Origin of the sequence: Allorhizobium undicola ORS 992 = ATCC 700741, from assembly GCF_000621665.1 — a bacterium.
GTDB lineage: Bacteria > Pseudomonadota > Alphaproteobacteria > Rhizobiales > Rhizobiaceae > Allorhizobium > Allorhizobium undicola.
On the sequence record NZ_JHXQ01000021.1, the window covers coordinates 24531 to 50535 of the forward strand.

The 26005-nt window shown below is 61.1% G+C and carries 25 protein-coding genes; 12 read left to right on the forward strand and 13 right to left on the reverse strand.

Annotated features, from left to right (window positions below; translation table 11 throughout):
* Positions 1-4: 4 nt before the first annotated feature.
* The gene (locus T424_RS0116355; RefSeq protein ID WP_027488679.1) at positions 5-709 is read right to left on the reverse strand and encodes a DUF1045 domain-containing protein; all 705 of its coding nucleotides are present in this window, start codon (positions 707-709) and stop codon (positions 5-7) included.
* Between the two features lie 485 nt (positions 710-1194).
* On the opposite strand from T424_RS0116355, the gene T424_RS0116365 reads away from it, so the two are divergent.
* Positions 1195-2007 (forward strand): class II glutamine amidotransferase, encoded by an 813-nt coding sequence (locus T424_RS0116365; protein WP_027488680.1) that lies wholly within the window; start codon positions 1195-1197, stop codon positions 2005-2007.
* 22 nt (positions 2008-2029) lie between these two features.
* Here T424_RS0116365 and T424_RS0116370 read toward each other — a convergent pair whose 3' ends face one another.
* The gene (locus T424_RS0116370; RefSeq protein WP_027488681.1) at positions 2030-2959 is read right to left on the reverse strand and encodes a LysR family transcriptional regulator; all 930 of its coding nucleotides are present in this window, start codon (positions 2957-2959) and stop codon (positions 2030-2032) included.
* Positions 2960-3166: 207 nt separating this feature from the next.
* Between T424_RS0116370 and T424_RS21340 the strand changes: the two genes are divergently transcribed.
* Together T424_RS21340 and T424_RS0116380 are read left to right on the forward strand one after the other, a co-directional pair.
* The gene (locus T424_RS21340; protein ID WP_161712606.1) at positions 3167-4453 is read left to right on the forward strand and encodes an MFS transporter; all 1287 of its coding nucleotides are present in this window, start codon (positions 3167-3169) and stop codon (positions 4451-4453) included.
* A 4-nt stretch (positions 4454-4457) separates the two neighbouring features.
* Positions 4458-5876, forward strand: a complete 1419-nt coding sequence (locus T424_RS0116380; RefSeq protein WP_051559110.1) for an amidohydrolase — start codon at positions 4458-4460, stop codon at positions 5874-5876.
* Between the two features lie 101 nt (positions 5877-5977).
* Here the strand turns inward: T424_RS0116380 and grpE are convergent, their stop codons facing one another.
* Positions 5978-6616, reverse strand: coding sequence for a nucleotide exchange factor GrpE (grpE, locus tag T424_RS0116385; protein ID WP_027488683.1), 639 nt, complete (start codon positions 6614-6616; stop codon positions 5978-5980).
* A 118-nt stretch (positions 6617-6734) separates the two neighbouring features.
* Positions 6735-7820: a heat-inducible transcriptional repressor HrcA gene (gene hrcA / locus T424_RS0116390; RefSeq protein ID WP_051559113.1), complete on the reverse strand. Its 1086-nt coding sequence runs from the start codon at positions 7818-7820 to the stop codon at positions 6735-6737.
* A 265-nt stretch (positions 7821-8085) separates the two neighbouring features.
* Here hrcA and rph point away from each other — a divergent pair, with 265 nt between their 5' ends.
* The 4 genes from rph to hemW are packed head-to-tail and all read left to right on the forward strand — an operon-like array spanning position 8086 to position 11075.
* Positions 8086-8802 (forward strand): ribonuclease PH, encoded by a 717-nt coding sequence (rph, locus tag T424_RS0116395; RefSeq protein WP_027488685.1) that lies wholly within the window; start codon positions 8086-8088, stop codon positions 8800-8802.
* A 17-nt stretch (positions 8803-8819) separates the two neighbouring features.
* Positions 8820-9233, forward strand: a complete 414-nt coding sequence (locus T424_RS0116400) for a VOC family protein (RefSeq protein WP_037068075.1) — start codon at positions 8820-8822, stop codon at positions 9231-9233.
* An 11-nt stretch (positions 9234-9244) separates the two neighbouring features.
* Entirely contained in the window at positions 9245-9889 is a 645-nt protein-coding gene (gene rdgB / locus T424_RS0116405) for an RdgB/HAM1 family non-canonical purine NTP pyrophosphatase (RefSeq protein ID WP_027488687.1), read from the forward strand.
* A gap of 4 nt (positions 9890-9893) precedes the next feature.
* Positions 9894-11075: a radical SAM family heme chaperone HemW gene (hemW, locus tag T424_RS0116410; RefSeq protein WP_027488688.1), complete on the forward strand. Its 1182-nt coding sequence runs from the start codon at positions 9894-9896 to the stop codon at positions 11073-11075.
* A 157-nt stretch (positions 11076-11232) separates the two neighbouring features.
* Here the strand turns inward: hemW and dnaA are convergent, their stop codons facing one another.
* From dnaA to mutM, 4 genes are all read right to left on the reverse strand, one after another.
* Complete coding sequence (dnaA, locus tag T424_RS0116415; protein ID WP_027488689.1) at positions 11233-12780, reverse strand: chromosomal replication initiator protein DnaA; 1548 nt, start codon at positions 12778-12780, stop codon at positions 11233-11235.
* 820 nt (positions 12781-13600) lie between these two features.
* Positions 13601-13876 (reverse strand): 30S ribosomal protein S20, encoded by a 276-nt coding sequence (rpsT, locus tag T424_RS0116420; protein WP_027488690.1) that lies wholly within the window; start codon positions 13874-13876, stop codon positions 13601-13603.
* A 225-nt stretch (positions 13877-14101) separates the two neighbouring features.
* Positions 14102-14875, reverse strand: a complete 774-nt coding sequence (locus T424_RS0116425) for an enoyl-CoA hydratase (RefSeq protein ID WP_027488691.1) — start codon at positions 14873-14875, stop codon at positions 14102-14104.
* Positions 14876-14908: 33 nt separating this feature from the next.
* Positions 14909-15802: a bifunctional DNA-formamidopyrimidine glycosylase/DNA-(apurinic or apyrimidinic site) lyase gene (gene mutM, locus T424_RS0116430; RefSeq protein WP_027488692.1), complete on the reverse strand. Its 894-nt coding sequence runs from the start codon at positions 15800-15802 to the stop codon at positions 14909-14911.
* 140 nt (positions 15803-15942) lie between these two features.
* Here mutM and ubiE point away from each other — a divergent pair, with 140 nt between their 5' ends.
* From ubiE to T424_RS0116455, 5 genes are all read left to right on the forward strand, one after another.
* Complete coding sequence (ubiE, locus tag T424_RS0116435) at positions 15943-16719, forward strand: bifunctional demethylmenaquinone methyltransferase/2-methoxy-6-polyprenyl-1,4-benzoquinol methylase UbiE (RefSeq protein ID WP_027488693.1); 777 nt, start codon at positions 15943-15945, stop codon at positions 16717-16719.
* Between the two features lie 58 nt (positions 16720-16777).
* Entirely contained in the window at positions 16778-18352 is a 1575-nt protein-coding gene (gene ubiB, locus T424_RS0116440) for a 2-polyprenylphenol 6-hydroxylase (protein WP_027488694.1), read from the forward strand.
* Between the two features lie 366 nt (positions 18353-18718).
* Entirely contained in the window at positions 18719-20212 is a 1494-nt protein-coding gene (locus T424_RS0116445) for a sensor histidine kinase (RefSeq protein WP_027488695.1), read from the forward strand.
* On the forward strand, positions 20209-20646 hold the full coding sequence (locus T424_RS0116450) for a response regulator (protein ID WP_027488696.1): 438 nt from the start codon (positions 20209-20211) through the stop codon (positions 20644-20646). Before T424_RS0116445 ends, T424_RS0116450 begins: the two co-directional genes overlap by 4 nt.
* Positions 20647-20662: 16 nt before the next feature.
* Positions 20663-21706, forward strand: coding sequence for a sensor histidine kinase (locus T424_RS0116455; RefSeq protein ID WP_027488697.1), 1044 nt, complete (start codon positions 20663-20665; stop codon positions 21704-21706).
* On the opposite strand, the gene deoA is transcribed toward T424_RS0116455, so the two are convergent.
* The 5 genes from deoA to T424_RS0116480 are packed head-to-tail and all read right to left on the reverse strand — an operon-like array spanning position 21699 to position 25994.
* Positions 21699-23030 carry a thymidine phosphorylase gene (gene deoA / locus T424_RS0116460; protein WP_027488698.1) on the reverse strand — a complete coding sequence of 444 codons (1332 nt, stop codon included), beginning with the start codon at positions 23028-23030 and terminating at the stop codon, positions 21699-21701. The two genes, T424_RS0116455 and deoA, sit on opposite strands and share 8 nt — an antisense overlap.
* Before the next feature lies 1 nt (position 23031).
* On the reverse strand, positions 23032-23805 hold the full coding sequence (gene deoC / locus T424_RS0116465; RefSeq protein WP_027488699.1) for a deoxyribose-phosphate aldolase: 774 nt from the start codon (positions 23803-23805) through the stop codon (positions 23032-23034).
* Between the two features lie 30 nt (positions 23806-23835).
* Complete coding sequence (locus T424_RS0116470; RefSeq protein WP_027488700.1) at positions 23836-24630, reverse strand: purine-nucleoside phosphorylase; 795 nt, start codon at positions 24628-24630, stop codon at positions 23836-23838.
* On the reverse strand, positions 24627-25019 hold the full coding sequence (locus tag T424_RS0116475; RefSeq protein WP_027488701.1) for a cytidine deaminase: 393 nt from the start codon (positions 25017-25019) through the stop codon (positions 24627-24629). The genes T424_RS0116470 and T424_RS0116475 overlap by 4 nt, the downstream gene beginning before the upstream one ends.
* 3 nt (positions 25020-25022) lie before the next feature.
* Positions 25023-25994 carry an ABC transporter permease gene (locus T424_RS0116480; protein ID WP_027488702.1) on the reverse strand — a complete coding sequence of 324 codons (972 nt, stop codon included), beginning with the start codon at positions 25992-25994 and terminating at the stop codon, positions 25023-25025.
* Between the last annotated feature and the right edge of the window lie 11 nt (positions 25995-26005).

Below are 26005 nucleotides of genomic sequence, written 5' to 3' on the forward strand. Positions count from 1 at the left end.
ATCCTCATGAACCGCCTGCGGCGTGACCGCTCAAAGGCAGCCATGTCTGAATGGTAAAGTCTGCGCCAGGCGCCTTTTCCTGAAAAAGCGCCAGCCCGCCAATCGTAAGGGGCTTGCCGATGAAAGGGGCGAAAATCCGGCGCAGACCGGCATCCACCGCCTCCATGGCCTCATCCGGCACCGGGCCGGTGAGCGTCATATGGAAGCGGAATTCCTCCATGACATAGGGATAACCCCAGCGCGCCAGCAGCGCCTGTTGCGCCGGGCTCAGCAAATGCGGCTTGCGGCGGGCAAGTTCGGCCTCGTTCAACGCCGCACGAAACGGGTCGAACACCTTGACCACATTTGCGGCGAAAGACTGGAGATCGCCATAGACCGCATCAGGCACCAGCGCAAAGAACCGGCCGATCCGGCCAAGGGTCAGGCAAGGAATATCGAAAGGCCGATTTTCGGCGCAGAACCGATGAAGCTGCGCCACAAGATCGGCCTCTCCCATCCCGTCCGCCAGCCGGAAGGGCGCCTTGAGGGTTGCGTGAAAACCATAACGGCGCGGATCGGCCGTCAGCGCGCAGGCTATGCCGGACGAAAGACCATCCCATGCTGGCGTTTCGGGCGCGGCCTCGCCGAAGGGGTCTCGGCCCAGCCAGCCGGAAGCAGCCCTGCTCAGCGCGTCTCCGGCGGGAGGCGTGTAATAAATTGCATAGCGCAAAGGTCGTATCCTTGAATCGATTCCCCTTATTGTGGCCCGGCGCATCGCGCCATGACAAGGCCCTCGCTTCCCCTATCCGGCAATGCACGTCTCAAACTGAGGCGGCCCCGCCGTGCAATCATGACGTGCCATTGAAACTTTCGTAATCTCTGCGCGTTATCATGATCACATTGCTCCATATGAGGGTGGCGTCATGGAAGTCGAAATGATGTTCGGACTTTTCATCTCAGTCATGATCGGCGCGCCTGCAATTTGCGCGCTCTGGTATGCGGGCCGCCCGGGAGACTGAAATCCATCCCCATCCCCATCCCCATCCCCATCCCCAAAAATGGTCACGCGCCGCAATATTGCGCTGCGAAAAGTGATTGTGCGCTTCGTCAAAAATTTGTCATGAAGCAAGGGAAGCTTCACGCTTCGTTATCACTTCGCACCAACAATGGTGCAACCGGTGCATCGATGCGCCGGAGGCCGGAGAAGTTTTGCACATGTGTCGCTGGGCAGCCTATCGGGGAGAGCCGCTTTTCATCGAGGAACTCGTGTCCTCTCCTGCACATTCGCTCATCGAGCAATCGGTCTGCGCCACCCGCGCCCGCACCTCTACCAATGCCGACGGCTTCGGCCTTGCCTGGTATGGCGACCGCGCCGAGCCGGGACGTTTCCGCGATGTGTTGCCCGCCTGGTCGGATTGCAATCTGAAAAGCATTGCCCGCCAGATCCGCTCGCGGCTGTTTCTGGCGCATGTGCGCGCCGCCACCCACGGCGCCACGCGGCGCGACAATTGCCATCCCTTCGTCTTCGAAAACTGGTCCTTCATGCATAATGGCCAGATCGACCACTTCGACCGTATCCGCCGCTCCATGGAGCAGATGCTGGACGACCGGCATTTCGGCGCCCGCCACGGCACGACGGACTCGGAGATGCTCTTTCTGCTGGCCATGCAGTTCGGGATGCAGGAAAGGCCGCTGGCGGCCATGGCGGAAGCCATCGGCTTCGTGGAGGGCCTCAGCCTGCACATGACGGGAGAGACGCGGGTGCGCTTCACCGCCGCCTTTTCCGATGGCGAAACGCTTTATGCCGTGCGCTATTCCACGGACGAATTTGCACCCACGCTCTATGCAGGCCCGATGGGACCTGCGGGCGGCTATTGCATCGTTTCCGAACCGCTGGATGACAATAGCGAAAGCTGGGTGGAAATTCCGGCTGGCAGCGCCGTCATCCTCGGGCAGGACGGGCTGAACATCGCCGATTTCCAGCCCGATGGCGCCCGCCTTGCAACCCCTCAGCGCGAAATGGCCTGATTGGTCCCAAAGCGCATCTGTCTCAGCCTTGTAAATGCGCGACCAGATTGACCGTCTCTTTCTGAAAAAGCCGCGCAGACGGCGATAGCGGCGTATTGGCTGGCCAGATCAGACCAATCGGCTCGATGGCCAGTGTCAAAGGCAGGGGAAGGATTTGGCACAGCCCCTGCTCGCGCCAGCTTTCCGCATGATTCTGCGTGACCAGCGACAAGGCAGGCGTTGCCTGCAAGAAAGCCGTGAGATAGGGCAAGGAGCCGATTTCCACCCGCATTTGCGGAAATGGCAGACGAAGTTCCGATAAGAAGTCGGCAAAGTGGTTGCGCGTCGGCGTGCCCGGCAGGGGCAGGCACCACAGGCACTCCATGGCCTCCACCCAGCTGATCCTTGCCCTTTGAAGCAGCGGATGCCCGGCGCTGGCAACCACGACATAATGGGGAGATGGAATGGCCATGCCTTCCAGATCGGAAGCCATCAGCCGCGGCACCATGCGTCCAAAGGCAAGATCCACCCGGCCCGTTCTGAGCGCCTTCAGCACTTCCGGCAGGGTTTCCTCGTATAATTGCAGCGTCACGCGCGGATATTGCACCTTCATGGCGGCAAAGATTCGGGAAATGACCGGAGAAATGGAAAGCGCCTGCGCACCGATGCGCAAAAGGCCCGCACCGCCCTCAGCCACCAGCGCCACCTCATCGCCCAGGATTTTCAGCTCACCCAGAATGCGCCGCGCCGCCTGAATGACCTGCTGGCCCGCAAGCGTCGAAACCACGCCACGCCCGCGCCGCTCGAATAGCTGAACACCTGCCAGTTGCTCCACCTCCCCGACCATTTTGGAAATAGCCGCCTGGGTGACGAACATGTCCTCCGCCGCACGGCTGATGCTGCCGCGCTCCTCAATGGCGAGAATGACCCGCAACTGCCTGAGTTTTAAGCGCTCCACCCAGTCCGTCTTCAAACCATCACCTTTTCAGCATGTGTTCCTGCCACACCACCCGCTGGTATGCAGGGCTTCTGTTCCATACTATAACCAAATTGTAATAGTATATGGATGGCTTTTCAATTTTCGCGCGGTTTTTCTCCCTTTATCAAAAGAAGCGTCGGAGCAATCGGGCAAGATCAGCCCTTGAAAACCTCCGATATGAACCAAAAACGGGGAACGACCATGACGACCCTTACCTCTGAGCATATCAAGGCTCCATCACGCACGCGGGTAATTTCCGCCGTCTCCATCGGCAATGCGCTGGAATATTACGATCTGACCCTCTTTACCTTCTTTGCCGTGACGATCGGCAAGGTAGCCTTCCCTTCAGCCGATCCGACGGCGCAGATCCTGTTGTCGCTTGGCGTTTATGGCACTGGCTATTGCGCCCGCCCGCTGGGAGGATTGCTGATCGGCATGTTCGGCGACCGCTACGGGCGCAAGGCCGCCGTCAACCTGACACTGCTTTTGATGGCTATCGGCACGATGATGATCGGCCTGACGCCAAGCCATGACGCCGCTGGCGTGCTGGCGCCCATCGTGGTGATTGCCGGACGTCTTTTGCAGGGCTTTTCCGCCGGGGGCGAGACCGGCGCGTCCACCACGCTTCTGGCGGAATCCGCCCCGCCCAATGAACGCGGTTTCTTTGCAAGCTGGCAACTGGCCAGCCAGGGTCTGGCCGTCGTCATCGGCGCGGCCATCGTGTCCAGCCTCAATACGTTTCTGTCCCCTGAAGCCATGAATGACTGGGGCTGGCGCATTCCCTTCATCCTCGGCATTGTCATCGTTCCGATCGGCCTTTTCCTGCGCTCGGCGGTGGAAGAAACGCTGGATGTCGATACCGCCAGCAAGGCCCGCGCGGAAAATCCGGTGGGAAGCGTCATCACGCTGCACTGGACACGCACGCTCTGGGCGGTGCTGGCGCTTCTGGGGGCCAATGCCGCCTATGTCATCCTCAATCTCTATGTGCCAACCTTCGGCGTGCGCGAATTGCACATGTCGCCGGCCACTGCCTCAACCGCCGCGCTGGTGGGCGGCATTTCCATGGTGATCTTTGCACCGCTCGGCGGGCTGCTCAGTGACCGCTACGGCCGCAAACTGCCGCTGATCCTCTCACGCATCGCCATTCTGGCGCTGGTCTACCCCGCCTTTCTGGTGGTGGTCGAAACGAACAGCCCCGCCGTTCTTCTCATCATGGTCGCGGTCATGAGCGCCATTCAGGGCCTGGGCTCCGGACTGATGATCGCCATTGTCGAGAATTTCCCCAAGACGGTCCGCGTGACCGGCCTTTCGGCGGCCTATGCCATCGGTGTCATGCTGAGCGGCGGTTTTGGCCAGATGATCGTGACCTGGCTGATCTCCACCACCGGCAGCAAGCTGGCGCCCGCCCTTTATGTCATTCTGATCGGGGCATTTTCCCTGATCGGCGTGTGGAATATGTTCAAGCCACTGCAAACGGAAAAGGCCTGACAGCATGAAGAACACCCGCACCCTGCCCGACATCGTTGACCACCACGCAGAACCCTTCGTGGCGCTCGCCGACACCATCTGGGCAATGCCGGAAATCTGCTACACCGAACACCGCTCGGCGGCAGAGCATGAGGCCATGGCCCGCGCCGGCGGCTTTCGTGTCACCACCGGCATTGCCGGCATTCCAACGGCACTGATGGCGGAAGCTGGCGAGGGCGGACCCGTCATCGCCATTCTTGGCGAGTATGACGCCCTGCCCGGCCTCAGCCAGGAAGCGGGCGTTGCGCAGTATCGGCCCGTGGAGGCAGGCGGCCATGGTCATGGCTGCGGCCACAACCTTCTGGGCTCTGCGGCGCTTCTGGCCGCCACCGCCGTCAAGCAGTGGCTGGAGGAACAGGGCCTGCCCGGACGGGTGCGCTATTATGGCTGCCCCGCCGAGGAAGGTGGTGCCGCCAAGACATTCATGGTGCGCGCGGGCGCCTTCGACGATGTGGATATTGCGCTTTGCTGGCATCCGCATTGCTTCACGGAGGTGACACCGCCGCATTCGCTGGCCAATACCCGCATGGATTTCAGCTTTACGGGCCGCGCCTCGCACGCTGCCGCCTTTCCGCATCTGGGGCGCAGCGCACTCGATGCGGTGGAGCTGATGAGCGTCGGCGTGAATTACATGCGCGAGCATATGCCAAGCGACGCGCGCATCCATTACGCCGTTCTGGACACTGGCGGCGTTGCGCCAAACGTGGTGCAGGCCCATGCCAGGGTGCGTTATTCCATTCGCGCCACGGACCTGCCCGGCATGGTGGAACTGGTGGAACGGGTGAAAAAAGTGGCCGAAGGCGCCGCCCTGATGACGGAAACCCGCGTGGAGGCCAGCATTGTCAGCGCGGTTTCGAACCTGCTTGGCAATACGCCGCTGGAAACGGCCATGAACGACGTGCTGACGAAGCTTGGCGGGGTGAGCTTCGACGATGAGGATCGCGCCTTTGCCGCCGCCATTCGCAAGAGCCTGAGCGACAACGACATTGCCAGCGCCTTCAAGGGCGTTGGCCTGGAGCGCAACGACGATGTGCTGTTCGAGGGCGTTGTGCCGCAGGCTTCGCCGCGCCAGTTGATGATGGGCTCCACCGATGTCGGCGATGTCAGTTGGGCCGTGCCGACCGTGCAGGCCCATGCCGCGCTTTTTGCCATCGGCACGCCGTTCCATTCCTGGCAACTGGTGGCGCAGGGCAAATCCCCCGCCGCCCACAAGGGCATGGTTTTCGTGGCAAAGGCCATGGCGATGGTGGCAGAACGCGCCCTCAGCGAACCGGCCCTGATTACCGCGGCAAAACAGGATCTCGACCGCCGGCGTGGTGGCCATGCCTATCAATGCCCCATGCCGCCAGACGTGGCCCCGCCGCTGACCATGTCGCTGAAATGAAAAATGGCCGGTCAAACCGGCCATTTTCAGAGCATATTTACAGTGTTACAGCGTCCTTTGGCCGTTTGATGAAACGCAGGACGCTGTAACAGCTTCTGGTATTACGCGGATTTGCCAGACTCGTCGCCGGCCGCTTCCGTCTTCGGGCCGCCCTTGGCAACACCCACCATTGCGGGGCGCAGAACCCGCTCGCCAATGGTGTAACCGGCCTGTACCACCTGAACCACCGTATTGTTGGGAACATTCGGGTTTGGCACTTCAAACATGGCCTGATGGAAATTGGGATCGAAACGCTGGCCTTCCGGCTCGATCTTCTTTACACCGTGGCGCTCAAGCGTGGAAAGCATGGCGCGCTCGGTCATTTCCACCCCTTCGATCAGCGAGGCAAGACCGGCTTCGGCTGCGGCGCGGGCTTCCGCCGGAACGGCTTCGATGGCGCGGCGAAGATTGTCGGACACCGCCAGCATGTCGCGGGCAAAGCCGGTGACGGCGTAGCTTTTTGCGTCCTTCACATCGCGTTCGGTGCGGCGGCGCAGATTGTCCATGTCGGCGGCCAGCCGCAGGAAACGGTCGCGCAGCTCGGAATTTTCCGCCTGAAGCGCGGCCAGCGGATCTGGCGTTTCGACCTTCGCCTCGTCTGCTGCCCCTCCGGCGTTCTGATCGCTATTGTCGATTGCGGCTTGCGCCGGGGCCTCGGCCGCAGCAGCGTCAGGTCCGTTCTTGGTTGTGTCATCGGTCATGACGTTCTCCGGTATGCATGTTGTCCGGTCCGCATATCAGCGTTCGGACCGTAAAAATCAAGACTTCGTGTTGAGGAGAATGACAGGCAGAAGCAATGGAAGACGAAGGTGCACGCCTTCAGCCTCCCTTGCGGGACAGCCGCGCCATGATCTGGGCGGTATAATCCACCATGGGCACGATGCGCGAATAGTTCAACCGCGTCGGTCCGATCACGCCGACGGCGCCGACGATCCGGTCATCGCCATCGCGATAGGGCGCGACGATCAGCGAGGAGCCGGAAAGCGAAAACAGCTTGTTTTCCGAACCGATGAAGATGCGCACACCCGGCCCCGTTTCCGCGAGGCTGAGGATTTCGATCAGGCTTTCCTTCCGCTCCAGATCGTCGAACAGCAGGCGCAATCGATCCATGTCGTCCGTGCCACCAAGGCCTTCCAGCAGGTTGGCGCGCCCGCGCACGATCAGCCGGGTGGGCTTGTCGCCCTCCCCGCCGGACCAGATCGCCAGCCCCCGCTCCACCAGGTCGCGGGAAAGCGCATCCAGCTCGTATTCCACCTGGCCTTTCAGTTTTTCAAGCTGGCTTTTCACTTCATGCAGCGTCTGGCCCGCCAGATGCGCATTGAGGAAATTGGCCGCCTCCGTGAGCTGCGAGGCGGTAATGCCCGCCGGAAGCTCGATGATACGGTTTTCAACCTGGTTGTGTTCACCCACCAGCACGGCGAGCGCCTTGGTGGGCTCGAGCCTTATGAATTCCACATGCTTGAGAACCGGATCGGACTTGGCGGCAATGACCAGACCCGCCCCACGCGACAGGCCAGACAACATGCGGCTGGCCTCGTTGAACACGCCTTCCATCGACTGATCGTCTTCGGAGGGCCGGATCTGGCGCTCGATGGAGCCGCGTTCCTCGTCGGAAAGACTGCCGACCTGCATGAACGCATCCACGAAAAATCTGAGCCCGATCTGGGTGGGAAGCCTTCCGGCACTGACATGCGGCGAATAGATCAGCCCCAATTCCTCCAGATCGCTCATCACGTTGCGCACGGAGGCTGGCGAAAGCGCCATGGGCAGAATACGCGACAGATTGCGCGAGCCGAGCGGCTCGCCCGATTCGAGATAGGATTCAACGATACGCCGAAAGATTTCCCGCGACCTGTCATCCAGGCCCGCCGAACCCTGCATGTCCCTGATCGTGCCGCTGCCCATCCTGCCTTCGAAATCTTTTCTGAAATCCGGTCTTCTTGCGAAAACCGATGTTTGCGTTCCATCACCTGTCCTGACCAATATAGTTTGTCCGCTTCGCTTAACAACGGTATTTTAACGGCCTTTCGGCCGGGCTGCGGCTTTTCCTTTGCAAATGGCGCCAAGCGCTCGTAGAAGGCAGCGGAGTTCCCGACATGCGAGGCGCCAGGCCTGCTTCGGGCAGGATGGTGCAAGCGACCTCGCGGGCGCGGGCTTTTGGGAGAAGAGAATGCGGCCTTCAGGCAGAAAAACCGACCAGATGCGCAAGGTGAGCTTCGAGCGCAATGTTTCCAAACATGCCGAAGGCTCCTGTCTCGTCAAATTTGGCGATACGCATGTGCTGTGCACCGCAAGCCTCGAAGAAAAGACCCCGCCATGGCTGCGCAACTCCGGCAAGGGCTGGGTGACAGCCGAATACGGAATGCTGCCGCGCGCCACGGGAGAGCGCATGAAGCGGGAAGCCGCTTCCGGCAAGCAGGGCGGCCGCACGCTGGAAATCCAGCGGCTGATCGGCCGCTCGCTGCGTGCGGTGGTGAACCTGGAAGCCATGGGCGAGCGCCAGATTTCCATCGACTGCGACGTGCTTCAGGCCGATGGCGGCACCCGGACAGCCGCCATCACCGGCGCATGGCTGGCCCTGCATGATTGCCTGAAGTGGATGGAAAACCGCAACATGGTGAAGGTGGAGCGCGTGCTGAAAGATCATGTCGCCGCCATTTCCTGCGGAATTTTTGCCGCCCAGCCGGTCATCGACCTCGACTATCTGGAGGATTCGGCAGCCGAAACCGATGCCAATTTCGTCATGACCGGTTCAGGCGGCATCGTGGAAATCCAGGGCACCGCCGAAGGCAAGCCCTTCAGCCAGGAAGAATTCCTGACTTTGCTCGATCTTGCCCGCAACGGCATTGCCGAACTGGTGGATCTGCAAAAGCAGGCACTGGCCTGAGGGGGCAGACGACTGCAATGGCCCTGCCGCTCGAAGCCGTTCTGGAAACCGCACTCTACGTCGATGATCTCGATGCGGCAGAGCGGTTTTATGGCGGGCTTCTGGGCTTTGAAAAAATCCTGCGGGAGGGCGACCGTCATGTCTTCTATCGCTGCGGGCCCGGCGTTCTGCTGATTTTCAATCCGGCAGAAACCGTCAAGAGCCCGCCGGAAGGGGCCCTTCCCGTGCCGCCTCATGGAGCGCGCGGCCCCGGACATGTCTGCTTTCGCGTCAGCCGCGAGACAATGGAGCCGATCCGCACAAGCCTCGTGGCGGCAGGTGTGGCGATCGAATCCGATTTCAATTGGCCGAACGGGGCACGATCGATCTATTTCCGCGATCCGGCGGGAAACAGTCTGGAATGCGCCGAAGCACGGCTTTGGGGACTTTGACAGGACAGGACATGCGCAAGCTCGACACCAAAACCATCGTGGTCGCCAGCCACAATAGCGGGAAAATCGCCGAAATCGCCGATCTCATCGGCCCCTTCGGCTTTTCCGCCAGATCCGCCCGCGAGCTGAACTTTGCCGAGCCGGAAGAAACCGGCACGACCTTCGAGCAAAACGCCGCCATCAAGGCGCTTGCCTCGGCCCATGCTTCCGGCCTGCCATCGCTATCGGACGATTCCGGCCTGGTCATCGACGCACTGGACGGCGCGCCCGGCGTCTACACGGCCAACTGGGCGGAGAATGCCGATGGCAGCCGCGATTTTGCCATGGCCATGGCCAAGGTGGAACAGGCGCTTGCCGACAAGGGCGCCATGGCGCCTTCTCAGCGCCGCGCCCGTTTCGTGAGCGTGCTGTGTCTGGCCTGGCCGGATGGGCACACGGAAATGTTCCGCGGCGAGGTGGAAGGCGCCATTGCCGCGGCCCCGCGCGGCACATCCGGCTTCGGCTACGACCCGATTTTCCAGCCGGAAGGCCATGAGCGCACCTTTGGCGAAATGACGGCCGAGGAAAAGCATGGCTGGAGGCCCGGCCAGCAGCAGGCGCTATCGCACCGCGCCCGCGCCTTCAAGCTTTTCGTCGAAACCTGCCTGGACGCCTGAGCATATGGCCGAACCCACGTCTCTTCTTCTGCCCGATACGGGTGAGCCGGGTTTCGGCATCTATATTCATTGGCCCTTCTGTGCAGCCAAATGCCCCTATTGCGACTTCAACAGCCATGTCCGCCACCAGAAGATCGACCAACCGCGCTTTGCAGCTGCCTTTCTGAAGGAAATGCAGGAGATGCGCGAGTTGAGCGGCCCGAAAACCGTGACCAGCATTTTCATGGGCGGCGGCACGCCTTCGCTGATGGACCCGCAAACCGTGGCCACCATTCTCGACGGTATTGCGCGCTTCTGGAACGTGCCGCGCGGCATCGAAATCACCATGGAAGCCAACCCGACCAGCGTGGAGGCAGAGCGGTTTCGCGGCTACCGCGCCGCCGGTGTCAATCGCGTTTCCCTTGGCGTGCAGGCTCTGAACGACCGCGACCTGAAATTTCTGGGCCGTCTGCATTCGGTGGAAGACGCGCTGAAAGCCGTGCGGCTTGCCCGCGAGATCTTTCCGCGCATGTCCTTCGACCTCATCTATGCCCGCCCGAACCAGACGGTGAGCGAATGGGAAGAGGAACTGAAACAGGCGATTTCCTATGCTGTCGATCATTTGTCGCTCTATCAATTGACCATCGAGGAAGGCACGCCCTTTTTCGGCCTGCACAAGGCAGGCAAGATCATTACTCCCGATGAAGACCGTGCCGCCGAACTCTACGAGGCCACGCAGGACCTGACCGCAGCTCAGGGCCTCCCGGCTTACGAGGTCTCCAATCACGCCCGTCCCGGCGCGGAGAGCCGTCACAATCTCACCTATTGGCGCTATGGCGATTATGCCGGTATTGGTCCGGGCGCCCATGGCCGCTTGTCTCATGGCCCGGCCAAACTGGCCACCGCCACCGAGCGCAACCCGGAACGCTGGCTGGAGCAGGTAGAGGCCCGTGGCCACGGCATGGTGGAGCAGGAAGCGCTCAACCGGGACGAACAGGCCGACGAATTGCTGCTGATGGGCCTGAGGCTCAGGGAGGGCGTCGATCTCGCCCGTTGGCAGGAGCTGTCGGGGCGCGATCCGGATCCGGCGCGCGAGCAATTTTTACTGGAACACGGTTTCATAGAACGGCTTGGCAATTCCCGTCTGCGCTGCACGCCCAAGGGAATGCTGGTGCTGGATGCTGTCGTTGCCGATCTGGCCTGCTGAACCCGGCCGGAACGGGCTGACCATTTTCCTGAATTTGGCGGGACCTATACAAAAAACCCGGTGAGGCTTCACCGGGTTTTTTCGCATGTCATGGTCCTTTGCCGCCGGCTCTTCCCGAGCAAGGGCCGGCGCCTGATCGCCGGCAAGCCGAAACAGCTTATTCGTTGATGAGACGGCGCAGGAGTTCGATTTCCTGCGAAAGCTTCTGATCGCCCGCAATCAGTTCCTCGATCTTGCGCACGGCATGAAGAACCGTCGTGTGGTCACGGCCACCGAAGCGGCGACCGATTTCCGGGAAGGAACGCGGCGTCATGGTCTTGGAGAGATACATGGCAATCTGGCGCGGCTTGACGATAACCCGCGTGCGGCGGTTGGAGACCAGCTCCTGCCGCGACACGTTGTAATGGCGGGCTACGATGCGCTGGATGTCTTCGATGCGCACGCGCTTCTGATCGGAGGCGCCGACCAGATGCGCCAGAAGCTCATCGACACGGTCAACGGTCAGATTGGCTTCGAAGGAGCGGCGGAAAATGAGCTGGTTGAAAGCTCCTTCCAGATCGCGGCCGCTGCTGGCGACATGGCGGGCCACGTGGGAGAGAATTTCCTCAGGAATATCCAGCGCCGGATCTTCGCGGCGGGCATTGTCCAGACGGATCTTCAGCATGTCGAGGCGCATTTCGTAGTCGGGCGCCTCCATCTCGATGGCAACGCCGCCCTGAAGGCGCGAACGGACGCGCTGGTCAAGGCTTTCCAGCTCCCAGGGAGCCCGGTCGGCGGCCACGACAACCTGCTTGGCGCTGTCCAGCAGCATGTTCAGCAGATGGCAGAACTCATGCTGGATGGTCTTGCCTTGCAGGAACTGCATGTCATCGATGATCAAAAGATCGATATTGCGCAGCGAGTCCTTGAGCGTCAGCGCGTCATTGTCGCGGATGGCGGTGGCAAAGCGCCACATGAAATATTCTGCCGTCAGATAGACCACACGGGGTGCACGCGGGCTGTGAATGGCCGCATTGGCAATCGCCTGTAGCAGATGGGTCTTGCCCAGGCCGACGGAGGAATGGATGAAGAGGGGATTGAAGCGCACCGCGCCCGCACCGGCTTCGGCGATCGTCTTGGCAGCCGCAACGGCGACGCGGTTGGAAGCGCCCTCGATGAAGGCGTCGAAGGTGAAGCGGCTGTCCAGCGGCGAACCGAAGAGCGGTCCCTGCGCGGGGGCGCGCTGCGGCTGTGCAATGGCGGGAGCAGCGGCGGACAGCGGCATGGCGGTGGAAGCGGGTGATCGCTTCTGGGCCGCGGGCTGGGCGGCAACCTCGACCGCAGGTGCCCGTTCCTCGGCTGCACGGCCATTGCGGCTGGCGCTGCGCACCAGGATTTCCACCTTGAGAATGGAGGGATCTTCAGCCTGAAGGATCGTCGTGAGAAGATCCAGGTAACGGTTGTTGATCCACGACTTCAGGAAGGTTGTGGGCACGGAAAGCCGGATCACGCTTTTGGAAGCCGAATGCAGCTTCAACCTGCCGAACCAGCTGGCAAAGACATCGGCGCCGACCTGCGCCTTCAGACGGGCCGAAAACCGTTCGAACAGGGCATCATGCATGATCTTGGAGGTTTCCTGTGCCGCATCCGGGCAAACGGCCTCTGTCGCCGTGCGCGCCTCGTCCCCGTTGGCCGCCGCACTTGCCGTCACCATAGTCATTTGCATATCGCCGCCTTCCACTTCTCTCAATGTGCCGGGCAACTGCCATTTTGCCCGACGCCTTATAGTCCTGCATCACGGCCTTATCGGACGTGACGTCGTATCCCCAGCCACATCGCTCCAGAACGGAACAGAGTGTGGCGCTCTCCTGCTGCGCCTCATCAGCGCCTAACCACGTTCCCTCATCCTCGTTCATGAGGAGCGTGGCGATCTTATTCTTGCCGCCCACGGCTGGATGAATATGGCGCCCCGAGGGGCAGAAAGCCAAAATCCACCTTTCCCGAATCCGGAGACCGGGGCAAAAAACGGATCATGTAAGATAAAAACGGAACAGGATTGATCCGCTTCAAGAGGATGCTGCCAAGCCAGACGCCCTTTGCTTCCGGTCTCTTCAAGCTGCCCTGCAAGCCTCTCGTAAAATCATTTAGGCAGGATCGGAGGCCGAGATCAACAATGAATTTTACCTAAAATTAAGTGCCCGGCATTGACTCTGGGGACGACATCTGTGCCCCGAAAAAATGCAAAAAAGAATCGCTTTTGAATCAAGGAGTTTTAGGCCCCGCCAGAAAACAAGCCCTTTGAATCGTCAAAAATAAAAAATTCTCTTGACTCGAAATTGGCATGACCTGCCGTAAAGGGAAGCCAAGGCCAATAAGGGCACCTTCATTAATCTATTGTTTTTTCAGGATTTTTAGTGTCATGCGAGTGACATGTCCGGCACATTGCCAGCAAAACGTGTATAATATTAAAAAACACGCAAAAAGCCCGGCTTGCGCCAGGCTAATCACTCACAAAAATTTGAAAAGCCGCGAAAGCGGCAGTTTCATCAGGCAGCGGGAGCTGCCAGAGCCTTCACGCGGCCAGCAAGACGCGAGATCTTGCGGGAAACGGTGTTGGCATGGATCACACCCTTGGAAGCGGCGCGGTGCAGCTCAGGCTGGGCAGCGCGCAGGGCTTCTGCGGCGAGCGTCACGTCACCGGAAGCGATGGCTTCTTCAACCTTGCGGACGAAGTTGCGAACGCGCGAGCGGCGGCTCTTGTTGATTGCAGTGCGGCGAGCGATCTTGCGGGTCGCCTTCTTAGCCGACGTTGTATTGGCCATGGATGCCTCTCTTGAATATCAACCAAACCTCTGCCTGCCGCCAGACTGTTGCGACCCGTCAAACACGCATATCGGGATGCAATTGCGGAATAAGCAGAAGCTTTCCTAACTGTGGCCGGGCATATAACTGGAAAGAGCGCCCCCGTCAACGCGATTCCGACTCTGCCGCGCTTTTCCTTCATCTGCCGCATCGGCGGCGGCAAAGGCCGGGGCGGATGGCTTGCCTCATCTGTCGGTAAACGTCGCCTTGCGCTTCTCGATGAAGGCGGCCATGCCTTCCTTCTGGTCTTGCGTGGCAAAAAGCGACTGGAAAAGGCGGCGCTCGAGATGCAGCCCCTCATTCAATGAGAGCTCTGCGGCACTGGCCACGGCCTCCTTGGCCATCAGCACGGCAGGCTGCGAGAAGGAGGCGATCTTTGCCGCAGCCTTCAGCGCTTCCTCGATCAGGCTTTCAGGCGGCAATATGCGGGCCACCAGTCCGGCGCGCTCGGCCTCTTCTGCGTCCATCATCCGCCCGGTCAGCACAAGGTCCATGGCCTTGGCCTTGCCCACGGCCCGGATCAGCCTTTGCGTGCCGCCCATGCCGGGAATAATGCCAAGGCTTATTTCCGGCTGTCCGAATTTGGCACTGGTATCGGCGAAGATCATGTCGCACATCATGGCAAGCTCACATCCACCCCCCAGGGCAAAGCCCGCGACGGCGGCAATGATCGGCTTGCGGAAACCGGCCACCTCGGCCCAGCCCGACAGAAAATCGCCCTTATAGATGGTGGCGAAATCCAGCGCCTGCATTTCCTTCACGTCCGCGCCAGCGGCAAAGGCCTTCTGCGAGCCGGTGAGCACCACGGCGCGCACGGCCTCGTCCGTCTGGAAGGCGGCAAGCGCCGCAATCAGCTCCGTCAGCACCTGTGCGTTCAGCGCGTTGAGCGCCTCCGGGCGATTGAGGCGGATGAGCGCCACCGGGCCGTGGCTTTCGAGAATGAGGGTCTGCGGGGTCATGCGGGGTCCTTTCTCTTGGTCCTGCGGATGAAATCACATCTGGCAATCCGGGCAGTAGAAGGTCGAACGCCCCGCCTGAACGATGCGGCCGATCGTGCCGCCGCATCCGGGATGGCGGCAGGCCTGCCCTTCGCGATCATAGGCATTGAAGCGATGCTGGAAATATCCGAGCGAGCCATCGGTCTGGATATGATCGCGCAGCGAAGACCCTCCAGCCTCGATGGCCTCGGCGATGACGTCGCGGATGGCGATCGTCAGCCGCTCCAGCCCGTCTGTCTTGCCGCCGTCCGGGGCAACCAGCGTTCCTGCGGCGCGCTGCGGCGACAGATGCGCCCGCCACAGCGCCTCGCAGACATAGATATTGCCGAGCCCGGCAATGGTTTTCTGATCGAGCAGCACCGTCTTCAGCGGCTGGCTGCGCCCGGCAAAGCGCCCGGCCAGAGCTTCAGCGCTCAACATATTGCCCAGCGGCTCCGGCCCAAGTCCCGCAAAGGCGGCGTGGCTGTCCATCAGGCGGCGCTCCACCAGATCCATGAAGCCGAAACGCCGGGGATCGTTGTAAATGACGCGAATGACCGATCCCCCTGTCCTCTCGAGATGAAAGATGACATGGTCATGCTTCTCGTCCTTGGAGCGGGCATGGTGAAACTCCCCCGGCATGTCGGTCTGCCTGCCCTCGTCGATACGGTAGGAGCCGGACATGCCGAGATGGGAGATAACCGAAAGGCCGTTTTCGAGATCGATCAGCAGATATTTTGCCCGCCGCGACAGCGAAACAATGCGCTGGCCTTGCGTTTTTTCCTGCAAATCCGAAGGCAGCGGAAAGCGTAGATCCGGCCGCCTCAGTTCGAGGCGGCGAATGGTCGCGCCCTCCATGAATGGCGCCAGACCGCGTTTTACCGTCTCTACCTCTGGCAATTCCGGCATGGGGGCTCCATCTTTCTGTTTCGGCGCGGGCCGCAATGGGTTAAGGACGGGTTCCGGCTCCCTTTGGCGTGCTGGCGATACCTAACCTATCAAGCGCCTTTCCGCCACTGCCGGAAAGGCTGAAGAAGTGGAGAGATCCGATGGCTGAGAACCGCACCTCTGCCGATGGCGGCATGGAAACATCCTATGGTTTCCGCAATGTGGCCGAGGGCGAGAAGCAGGGCCTGGTCAACGAGGTCTTCCACAAGGTGGCCAAACGCTATGACATCATGAACGACGTGATGTCGGCGGGCCTTCACCGGCTGTGGAAGGATGCCATGGTCGCCGCCCTGCATCCGCGCCGCGACCCGAACTACAAGGTTCTGGATGTGGCTGGCGGAACCGGCGACATTGCCTTCCGCATCATCGAGGCCTCCCGCCGCCTGGCCCATGCCACCGTGCTGGACATCAACGGCTCCATGCTGTCGGTGGGAGAGGAAAGGGCAAAGAAGCGCGGCCTGTCGCAAAACCTCAGCTTCGTGGAGGCCAATGCGGAGGAACTGCCTTTCGAGGATGGCCGGTTCGACGCCTATACCATTGCCTTCGGCATTCGCAACGTGCCGCGCATCGACAAGGCCCTCAGCGAGGCCCATCGCGTGCTCAAGCGCGGTGGCCGGCTTCTCGTGCTGGAATTTTCCGAGGTCGAGATGCCGCTGCTCGATCGCGTTTACGATGCATGGTCGTTCAACGCCATTCCCCGCTTCGGCAAGATGATTACCGGCGATGCCGAGCCCTACCAGTATCTGGTGGAATCCATCCGCAAATTCCCCAACCAGAAGGATTTTGCCGCAATGATCGAAAAGGCCGGTTTTTCACGGGTCGGTTTCACCAACTATACCGGTGGAATTGCCGCACTGCATTCCGGCTGGAAGATGTGAGCTGCCGATGCAGACCTCTCCCCTGCCTGCTGCCCCCTTTCTTGCATAAAGGAATGCGATGAGCCCCTTCAGCGCCTATTTCCGGCTGGCGCGCGTCGGCTGGATCCTTGTCCGGGAGGGCGTGGTCTCCGCCCTGCCCTCCGAAGGACTGCCGCCCATGGTGGCGCTTGGCAAGCGCGCCGTTTCCGCCTTTGCCCGCAAGCGCGCCATGCGCGTGCACCGTGCCGAACGCCTTTCACAGGCTATCGAACGGCTAGGGCCGTCCTATGTGAAGATCGGCCAGTTTCTGGCAACCCGGCCCGATGTCGTGGGCGCGGAACTGGCGCAGGATCTGACGGGTCTCCAGGACCGGATGGCCTTTTTCCCGACGGATGCCGCAAAGACCGCCATTCGCGATTCTCTTGGCCGGACGATCGATGACCTTTATGCCGATTTCGGCGAGCCCATCGCCGCCGCCTCCATTGCCCAGGTTCATCCCTGCATGGTGGCGACCGGCACGGGGTTGACGAAAGTGGCGGTCAAGGTCGTGCGTCCGGGCGTCCGCCGTCGCTTTGCCGCCGATCTTCAGGTCATGTATCTCGTCTCGCATCTCCAGGAGCGGCTGCTGCCGCATATGCGCCGCCTACGGCCCGTGGAAGTGACGCGGGCGCTGGAACAGACGACGCGGCTGGAAATGGACCTGCGGCTGGAGGCCGCCGCGCTTTCGGAGCTGGCCGAAAATACCCGTAACGATCCCGGCTTCCGGGTTCCCGTCGTGGATTGGGAAAGAACCGGCCGCGACGTGATTACCATGGAGTGGATCGAAGGCGTCAAGATGTCGGACGTGGAGGGCCTCAGAGCTGCCGGTCACGATCTCGACCGGCTGGCCGACAGTCTGATCCAGTCCTTCCTGCGCCATACGCTCCGGGACGGTTTCTTCCACGCCGACATGCATCCCGGCAATCTTTTCGTCGATCCGCAGGGCATTATCGTGGCGGTCGATCTGGGCATTTCCGGCCGGCTCGGCAAGAAGGAGCGGCGCTTTCTGGCAGAAATCCTCTATGGCTTCATCACCCGCGATTACATGCGCGTGGCGGAGGTGCATTTCGAGGCGGGCTACGTGCCGGGCCATCACAATGTGGCCAGTTTTGCCCAGGCCATCCGCGCCATCGGCGAACCCATCCATGGCCAATCGGCGGAAACCATTTCCATCGCGCGGCTGCTCAGCCTGCTGTTCGAGGTGACGGAACTGTTCGATATGGAGACGCGCCCGGAACTGGTGATGCTGCAAAAGACCATGGTGGTGGTGGAAGGCGTCTCGCGAATGCTGAACCCGCAATTCAACATGTGGAAGGCATCCGAACCGGTCGTTGGTGAATGGATCCGCGACAATCTCGGCCCCAAGCGCCTCGTCGGCGACATGCGCGACGGATTGAAAGCGGCCTTGCGCGTGGCGGAAGCCCTGCCGGACATTGCCGCGAAAACCGAGAAGTTCCACGGAGAAGTCATGCATATGAGCGAGCATGGCCTGCGTTTCGACGCCGCAACCGCAGAGGCGATCGGCAAGGCAGAGGCCCGCCATGCGCGCTCGGGTCGCTGGGCCTTGTGGATCATTGCGGCAACGCTTGCCTATATCGCATTCCGGCTGTCCTGACCCTTCGGAAAATTTTTATCCCCCGCCGGAACCAATGAGGGCTGCGGACGTTTGAGCCGTGAAAGTGGACGGGTGTTTCCGGGCGAGGAATTTTCGCCTTTGATGAAGGCACCCTGACATGCGATTGAGTTCCGACGGGAGTGGACAGGTTCAGATCGGGCCTGTCCACTCCCGTCGTGCTGCGTGAAGGGGTGAGACGGCGGTGTGCGTATTTTCAGATTTTCGATGCCCGGCCGTAAGGCCACAGCATGAAGGGAAAAGGGCCGGTGAAGCCTTGCCGGTAATATCCGGCGTCATCTGCGCCATTGGGCCTGACGGTTGGCCGAACGCGGCTTTCCGCCCTTGCAGCGCCGGAGGCTTGCTTTGATGTCGGCCACGCATCGGATCTTCATGCGCTCGACCATGCTCATGCTGGCATTGGGCGCGCTTATCCTTTTCAGCATCATTGCTTCCTCCATCTGGCTGCTTGGCCGCACGCAGGACATGTTCGACGTGGTGGTGCAGGAGCGGCAAGTCCGCCGGACCATCGCGGACCTGCTCCAGAACCTCACCGATGCGGAAACAGGGCAGCGCGGCTACATCATTACCCAGCAGCAGGATTTTCTGCGGCCCTATACCGATTCCGTCGGCGATGTGCGCAATATTCTGGCAAATCTGGACAAGCAGATGGCGAACCAGCCGGAACGGGCCCGCCAGCTGCCGCAATTGCACCGGCTGGTGGACGCCAAGCTCGGCGAACTGGAAGCCACGCTCAACCTCGCACGAATTGGTCGAATTCAGGAGTCGGTCGATGCCGTTCGCGGCGGCTTCGGCAAGAACGCCATGGACGAGATTCGCCAGCTTCTGGAGACCATGCGTGATACGGCCGACATCAGCCTGGACGAAGGAATTGCCGCGCAAAAAAGGGCCAGCAACTGGCTGACATGGTTTACGCTGGGCGGCGCCATCGCCATCGTGGCCGTGCTGGGCGGCGCGCTGGCAGTCATCATCCAGCATGTCCGCGAGCTTTCACAGGCGCGGCAGGAGGTCGAACTGCTCAATCGCGGCCTTGAGGCGCGGGTGCAGGAGCGTACCGAGGATCTCATTCAGGCCAATCAGGAAATCCAGCGTTTCGCCTATATCGTGACGCACGATTTGCGCGCACCGCTGGTCAATGTCATGGGCTTTACCGCGGAGCTGGATACGGCATTGAAGTCGCTGCAAGCCTATGTGCTGTCAGAGGGCGCGCAGTTGAGCGAACAGCAGATTGCCGATGCCCGGCTTGCCGCCTCCGAGGACCTGCCGGAAGCCATCGGCTTCATACGGTCCTCGACCCGCAAAATGGACGGGCTGATCAACGCCATCCTGAAGATTTCCCGCGATGGCCGCCGCCAGCTCAAGCCGGAGCCCGTCAGTCTCAACGAAATCCTTCAAACCACCGCCGCCAGCGTGCAGCACCAGATCGGCGAAAGCGGCGGAAAGGTGGACATATCCATCGACGTGGACATGATCGTTTCCGACCGGCTTTCCATCGAGCAGATTCTCGGCAACCTGTTCGATAATGCGATAAAGTATCGCCGCCCTGAAATTCCATTGAATCTGGCCGCAAGAACCGTGCAGGACGGAAGACATTTCATTCGCATTGACATAAAAGACAATGGGCGGGGTATCGCGGCGGAAGACCACGAAAGAATATTCGAGCTTTTCAGGCGCTCCGGCCAGCAGGACCAGCGCGGCGAAGGCATCGGTCTTGCGCATGTCCGCTCGCTTGCCAGAAATCTTGGCGGCGAGATTACCGTCACATCGCAATTGGGCGCAGGGTCCACTTTCACGCTGCGTCTGCCCAGAGACCTTTCAAAGCTTGTACGGAGTGAGACATGAAGGCGGTTGGCAAGGAAGTAACGATCGTGATGGTCGAGGATGACGAGGGCCATGCCCGCCTCATCGAAAAAAATGTGCGCCGCGCCGGCGTCAATAACGAGATCGTTCCCTTCACCAACGGCAATGCCGCACTTGACTTCATTCTTGGCCAGAACCGCTCCGGCGAAGCCTCGAAGGATCGTTACCTGCTGATCCTTCTGGACCTCAATCTGCCGGACATGTCGGGAACCGACATTCTGGAAAAGGTGAAGAACAACCCCCATACGCGCCGTCTGCCGGTCGTTATTCTGACCACCACCGACGACGAGCGGGAAATTCAACGCTGCTACGATCTGGGCGCCAATGTCTATATTACCAAGCCGGTGGATTACGACAATTTCGCCAATGCCATCCGGCAACTCGGACTGTTTTTCTCCGTCATGCAAATTCCCTGAGGCGACCCGCACCGGCATGAATGTCCGCATCCTTTATCTCGATGACGATCCCGCCATTGCACGGCTGGTGCAGAAGACGTTCAGCCGCAGCGGCCATTCCGTGACCCATGCGGAAGATCTGGAGCGGGCGCTGGAGCTTCTGGTGGCCGACAAATTCGACGCCATCGTGCTGGACCATTACCTGCGCAACATGACGGGCCACGACGTGCTGGCACGCCTGAGGGCGGAAGGCATTTCCCTGCCGGTGGTCTATGTCACCGGCTCGAACGAGGCGGAAATCGCGGTCAACGCCATCAAGGCCGGTGCGTCGGATTACGTCATCAAGAGCGTGGGCGAGGATTTTCTTCCCCTGCTTCTCAGCGCCATCGAGCAATCTGTCGATAATGCCCGTCTGCGGGCCGAAAAGGCCCGCGCCGATGAGGAGATCCGGCTTGGCAAGGAACGGGCGGAGGCCCTGCTGGCGGAGGTGAACCACCGCGTTGCAAACAGCCTGGCGCTCGTGGCAAGCCTGATCCGTCTGCAAACTGCCAATAGCCGCAGCGAGGAAGTCAAGGCTGAACTTTCCGAGACGCAGGCCCGCATCACGGCCATTGCCGGGATGCATCGCAGCCTCTACACATCCCACGACGTCAGCCGGGTGGACGTGAACATCTATCTTGCCAATCTCGTCGGCGAGATCGCCAGCTCGCTTGCAAGCCCCGACCGGCAGATAAACCTGAGCGTGGAGGCCGATCCGATTTCGCTGAAGTCCGACAGGGCCGTCTCCGTGGGCATGATCGTGACGGAACTTGTGACAAATGCCTTCAAATACGCCTATCCAGACACCGGGGGCGACATTCGCGTGCGGCTGAAACGGTGCAGCGACGCGCAGGCCTTGCTGACCGTTGAGGATGACGGCATCGGCATGAGTGCGGATTCTCTCCCGAAAGGCACGGGGCTCGGCGGACGCATCATCAAATCCATGGCGGCATCGCTTGGCGCCGGGCTGAGCTATGCGGCTGCGGCCAAGGGCACCGTGGCGCACATTCCCATCGATCTTGAGCCAATAAGTCTCACCTGATGCCTGCCGCCATCCCGCAGATCCGCTCGATCACCACCGGGCGCGATTTCGGGCATTCGTCGCCGATGGTGTAAGCGGCTGCCAGCTGGCTTGCGGCACGCGCGCCGCCGGTTTCATCTCCGGCATGAACAAGACCGATGACATCGCCGCGCTGGACAGTGCTGCCGACGGCCAGGAGTTGGCTGAAGCCAACCGCAGGATCGATGCGATCCGTGGTGCGGCGGCGCCCGCCGCCCAATTCGATCACCGCCATGCCGATTTCCCGCGTGGCAACACTGTCGATAAAGCCATCGCGGCCCGCAAGAACGGGGATGCGCACCGGCGCCTTCGGCAGGCAGGCCTCCGCCCGCTCCAGAAAATCAGCCGGGCCGCCAAGACCGTGCACCATACGGCCAAAGGCTTCTGCCGCATAACCGCTGGAAAGGGCGTGACGCACATGCTGCCCTGCCTCATCCAAGGTTGCCGCAAGCCCGGAATTGACCAGCATTTCGGCGCCCAAGGCCAGTGTCACCGCCTCCAGACGGCTGCCGGTCTTTTCGCCCCGCAGCAGGCAAACGGCGTTCAGCACCTCCACGGCATTGCCCGCGGCATCGGCAAGCGGTTCATTCATGTCTGTCAGCAGGGCGGTCGTTTTCGTGCCCGCGCCATTGCCCACGTCCACGAGAGAGCGGGCCAATATCCGTGCAGCCTCGATATTCGCCATGAAGGCGCCATTGCCGACCTTCACGTCCAGTACAAGGCTTGAAAGTCCTGCCGCCAGCTTCTTGGAAAGAATGGAAGCAGTAATCAGCGGCACGGATTCGACCGTTGCGGTCACATCGCGCACCGCATAAAGCCGCTTGTCGGCAGGGGCAAGCTCGCCCGTCGGACCAATGATCGCCGCCCCCGTTTCAGCAACGAGCTGCCGGAAAACCTCAGGCGGCGGCTGAATATCATAGCCGGGAATGGCTTCCAGCTTGTCCAGCGTGCCGCCCGTATGGCCAAGCCCCCTGCCGGAAATCATCGGCACGGCCAGTCCGCAGGCCGCCATCAGCGGGGCCAGCACCAGCGAAACATTATCGCCAACGCCGCCGGTGGAATGCTTGTCGCAAACCGGCCGCGCCAGTCCTTCCCAGCTCAGCACATCGCCGCTGTCACGCATGGCAAGGGTGAGCGCCACGGTTTCCTGCGCATCCATGCCGCGCAGAAACGCCGCCATGGCGAAGGCGCCGATCTGCCCTTCGGAAAGCTCATCGCTTGCCAAGGCCTTGACGAAGGCCTCAATCTCGGCGGCAGAGAGAACCTCGCCATCACGCTTGCGGCGAATGATCTCCTGCGTCAGCATCTCAGTACCCCGCCTGCGGCGTGGAAAATGCCGTGCCGGACAGGACAGCGTCGATGTCGTTCAGCAGGCCCGAAGCGCCAAAGCGGAAGGTGGAGGGCATGATCCAGTTTTCACCCATGATGGCGCTGGCGTGGCGGAAATAGAGCGCGGCATCCGCCACGCTGCCAATGCCGCCCGCAGGCTTGAAGCCGACGTTGCGCCGGCTGTCGCGAATGACCTGCAACATGATGTCGGCCGCTTCCAGCGTGGCATTGACGGCCACCTTGCCGGTCGAGGTCTTGATGAAATCGGAACCTTCGGCGATGGCGATCTCCGAAGCACGGCGGATCAATTGCGGATCTTTCAGTTCGCCGGTTTCAAGAATGGTCTTGAGCAGAACGGACTGGGGGCAGACGGCCCGCACGGCGCGCACCATCCCGGCCACGGCGGCCTCGTCGCCTTCCTTGAAACGGCGATAGGGAATGACGAGATCGATCTCATCCGCGCCGTCGGCAATGGCCTGCACGGTTTCCCGCACCACCTCGTCAACGGCAAGATCGCCAGAGGGGAAGTTGACGACCGTTGCAATGCGGATCAGGCCATTCTCGCCGAAAATTGCCCGTGCCTGCGCCACGAAGCGAGGCCAGATACAGATGGCCGCCGTGGCGCCGTGGGCGGTCTGGGCACGAGCGCACAGCGTTTCGATTTCCGCCGCCGTGCAATCATCCTTCAGGTTTGTCAGGTCGAGAACCGACAGGGCCACGGCCGCGCATTCCCGCAATTCGCGATTATCCAAGGTCTCGTCCTCCGGCTGCTTTTGGTTTCGTTACAAGCCAGTCAACATTCGTTTCAGAATGAGGGCCAGCTTTGCTCCGCCGAGAGGCGCCATGTCCTTGGTTTCGTCATGGCTCAATTCGGCGCCGGTCATGCCTGCCCCATAATTGGTGATGACAGAGGCCGCGGCAACCCGCAAACCCAGAAAACGCGCCAGAATAACCTCCGGCACGGTGGACATGCCCACGGCATCGGCTCCCAGAAGGCGGGCCATGCGGATCTCGGCCGGGGTTTCAAAACTCGGTCCGGAAAACCACATATAGACGCCGTGATGCAGGCTGATCGCCTCTTCATGGGCGGCCTGGCGCATGGCTTCTGCCAGCGCGCCGTCATAGGCCTCCGTCATGCCGACGAAGCGGGCATCGCTTGCCTCGCCGATCAGCGGATTGAGGCCGGAATAATTGATGTGGTCGGTGATCTGCATGACCGAACCGGGTGCCATGTCCTGGCGCAGCGAGCCCGCCGCATTGGTGAGGATCAGGCTTTGAACGCCAAGTTCCTTCAGGACGGTCAGCGGCAAGCGCATGGCGCCGGCATCGCCCTTCTCGTAATAATGCACCCGCCCGGCCAGCATGATGACCGGGACGCCGTTCAGATGACCCGCCACAAGCTCCTTTGCGTGCCCGGAAACCCCGCCCGCCGGAAAGCCGGGCAGGTCGGCAAAGGGAATGCGCACCGCATCGCTCACCTCATCCGCCAGCCCGCCAAGGCCGGAGCCGAGAATGATGGCAATGCGCGGCAGAAGGCCGTTCAGCCGGTCCACCAGAAGGTCGGTTGCGGGCATCATCCGAGAATATCCGTCTCGAAACTGAAGGGCAGCAGCTCTTCCATGGTCATGGTTTTCTGCACCCCCGTTTCATCGCAAAGATAGATCAGCGTCCCGGCATCCGCAAATTCGCGGATCTTCTGGCGACAACCGCCGCAGGGCGGGCAAAGCGCCAGTTTTTCGGCGATCACCGCAATCTCCCGGATCTTGCGGCCTCCGCCCATGACCATGCAGCCAATGGCCGTGGGCTCGGCGCACCAGCCCTGCGGAAAGGACAGGTTTTCGATATTGGCGCCCGCATAGATCTTGCCATCATCGGCCCGAATGGCGGCGCCCACCGGAAATTTCGAATAGGGCGCGTGGGCCTTGGCCATAGCCGCGCGGGCAGCCTCGAAAAGATCATGCGCCATCAATCACCGCTCCTTCACATAGGGCACGCCGCCCGCCTTTGGCGATCTTGCCGCACCGATAAAGCCAGCCAGCAAAATACAGGTGAGGATATAGGGCAGTGCCTGGAAAATCTGTACCGGCACTTCACCAATGCCCGGCACCGCCTTGCCCTGCATGAAATTGGCCAGCGCATCGAGAAAGCCGAACAGCAAGCAGGCAAACATGACCGGCACCGGCTTCCATTTGGCGAAGATCAACGCGGCAAGCGCGATATAGCCCTTGCCCGCCGACATGTCCTTGATGAAGGCCGCCGATTGCGCAATGCCGAGATAGGTTCCCGAAAAGCCGCAAAGCAGTCCGGCAACGATCACGGCCCGGTAGCGCAGCCATTCCACGGAAATGCCCGCCGTATCCACCGCGCCCGGATTTTCGCCAACGGCGCGCAGCCTGAGGCCAAAGCGCGTGCGATAAAGCACCCACCACGACAGCGGCACGGCAAGGAAGGCAAGATAAGTGAGGATGTTGTTGCCGGAAATGACATTGGCATAAAGCGGACCCAGCACCGGCACATCCCTGAGCGCATCGACGCCCGGAAGAATAATGGGCAGGAAGCGTGCATCCGCGGGCAATTGCGGCGTACGCCCCCCCTGGCCGAACCAGGCCTGTCCCAGAACCACGGTGAGCCCCGCCGCCACGAAATTCAACGCCACGCCGGAAATGATCTGGTTGCCGCGATTGGTGATCGAGGCAAATCCATGAATGATGGCAAAGACGATGGAAACACCGACGCCACCGAGAAGCCCGGCCCAGGCAGAGCCGGTGAGATAGGCAACCACGGCAGCAGCAAAGGCGGAAGCCAGCATTTTCCCTTCAAGGCCGATGTCGAAAATCCCGGCGCGTTCGGAAAAAAGCCCTGCCAGCGCCGTAAAGATCAACGGAATCGAAAGACGCACGGTGGAGCCGAGAATGGAAACCAGCATGTCGAAATTTTCCATGATGCCGGCTC

Bases quoted from the DNA above. Each gene is read 5' to 3' on its own strand.
- deoA (WP_027488698.1), bottom strand. From the start codon at position 23,030: ATGCTGACGCAGGAGATCATTCGCCGCAAGCGTGATGGCGAGGTTCTC.
- T424_RS0116450 (WP_027488696.1), top strand. From the start codon at position 20,209: ATGAAGGCGGTTGGCAAGGAAGTAACGATCGTGATGGTCGAGGATGAC.
- mutM (WP_027488692.1), bottom strand. From the start codon at position 15,802: ATGCCGGAATTGCCAGAGGTAGAGACGGTAAAACGCGGTCTGGCGCCA.
- hrcA (WP_051559113.1), bottom strand. From the start codon at position 7,820: ATGGGCAGCGGCACGATCAGGGACATGCAGGGTTCGGCGGGCCTGGAT.
- ubiB (WP_027488694.1), top strand. From the start codon at position 16,778: ATGAGCCCCTTCAGCGCCTATTTCCGGCTGGCGCGCGTCGGCTGGATC.
- T424_RS0116480 (WP_027488702.1), bottom strand. From the start codon at position 25,994: ATGGAAAATTTCGACATGCTGGTTTCCATTCTCGGCTCCACCGTGCGT.
- T424_RS0116380 (WP_051559110.1), top strand. From the start codon at position 4,458: ATGAAGAACACCCGCACCCTGCCCGACATCGTTGACCACCACGCAGAA.
- T424_RS0116470 (WP_027488700.1), bottom strand. From the start codon at position 24,630: ATGATGCCCGCAACCGACCTTCTGGTGGACCGGCTGAACGGCCTTCTG.
- grpE (WP_027488683.1), bottom strand. From the start codon at position 6,616: ATGACCGATGACACAACCAAGAACGGACCTGACGCTGCTGCGGCCGAG.
- rpsT (WP_027488690.1), bottom strand. From the start codon at position 13,876: ATGGCCAATACAACGTCGGCTAAGAAGGCGACCCGCAAGATCGCTCGC.
- T424_RS0116445 (WP_027488695.1), top strand. From the start codon at position 18,719: ATGTCGGCCACGCATCGGATCTTCATGCGCTCGACCATGCTCATGCTG.
- dnaA (WP_027488689.1), bottom strand. From the start codon at position 12,780: ATGCAAATGACTATGGTGACGGCAAGTGCGGCGGCCAACGGGGACGAG.
- T424_RS0116365 (WP_027488680.1), top strand. From the start codon at position 1,195: ATGTGTCGCTGGGCAGCCTATCGGGGAGAGCCGCTTTTCATCGAGGAA.
- hemW (WP_027488688.1), top strand. From the start codon at position 9,894: ATGGCCGAACCCACGTCTCTTCTTCTGCCCGATACGGGTGAGCCGGGT.
- T424_RS0116425 (WP_027488691.1), bottom strand. From the start codon at position 14,875: ATGACCCCGCAGACCCTCATTCTCGAAAGCCACGGCCCGGTGGCGCTC.
- T424_RS0116455 (WP_027488697.1), top strand. From the start codon at position 20,663: ATGAATGTCCGCATCCTTTATCTCGATGACGATCCCGCCATTGCACGG.
- rph (WP_027488685.1), top strand. From the start codon at position 8,086: ATGCGGCCTTCAGGCAGAAAAACCGACCAGATGCGCAAGGTGAGCTTC.
- T424_RS0116400 (WP_037068075.1), top strand. From the start codon at position 8,820: ATGGCCCTGCCGCTCGAAGCCGTTCTGGAAACCGCACTCTACGTCGAT.
- ubiE (WP_027488693.1), top strand. From the start codon at position 15,943: ATGGCTGAGAACCGCACCTCTGCCGATGGCGGCATGGAAACATCCTAT.
- rdgB (WP_027488687.1), top strand. From the start codon at position 9,245: ATGCGCAAGCTCGACACCAAAACCATCGTGGTCGCCAGCCACAATAGC.
- T424_RS21340 (WP_161712606.1), top strand. From the start codon at position 3,167: ATGACGACCCTTACCTCTGAGCATATCAAGGCTCCATCACGCACGCGG.
- T424_RS0116475 (WP_027488701.1), bottom strand. From the start codon at position 25,019: ATGGCGCATGATCTTTTCGAGGCTGCCCGCGCGGCTATGGCCAAGGCC.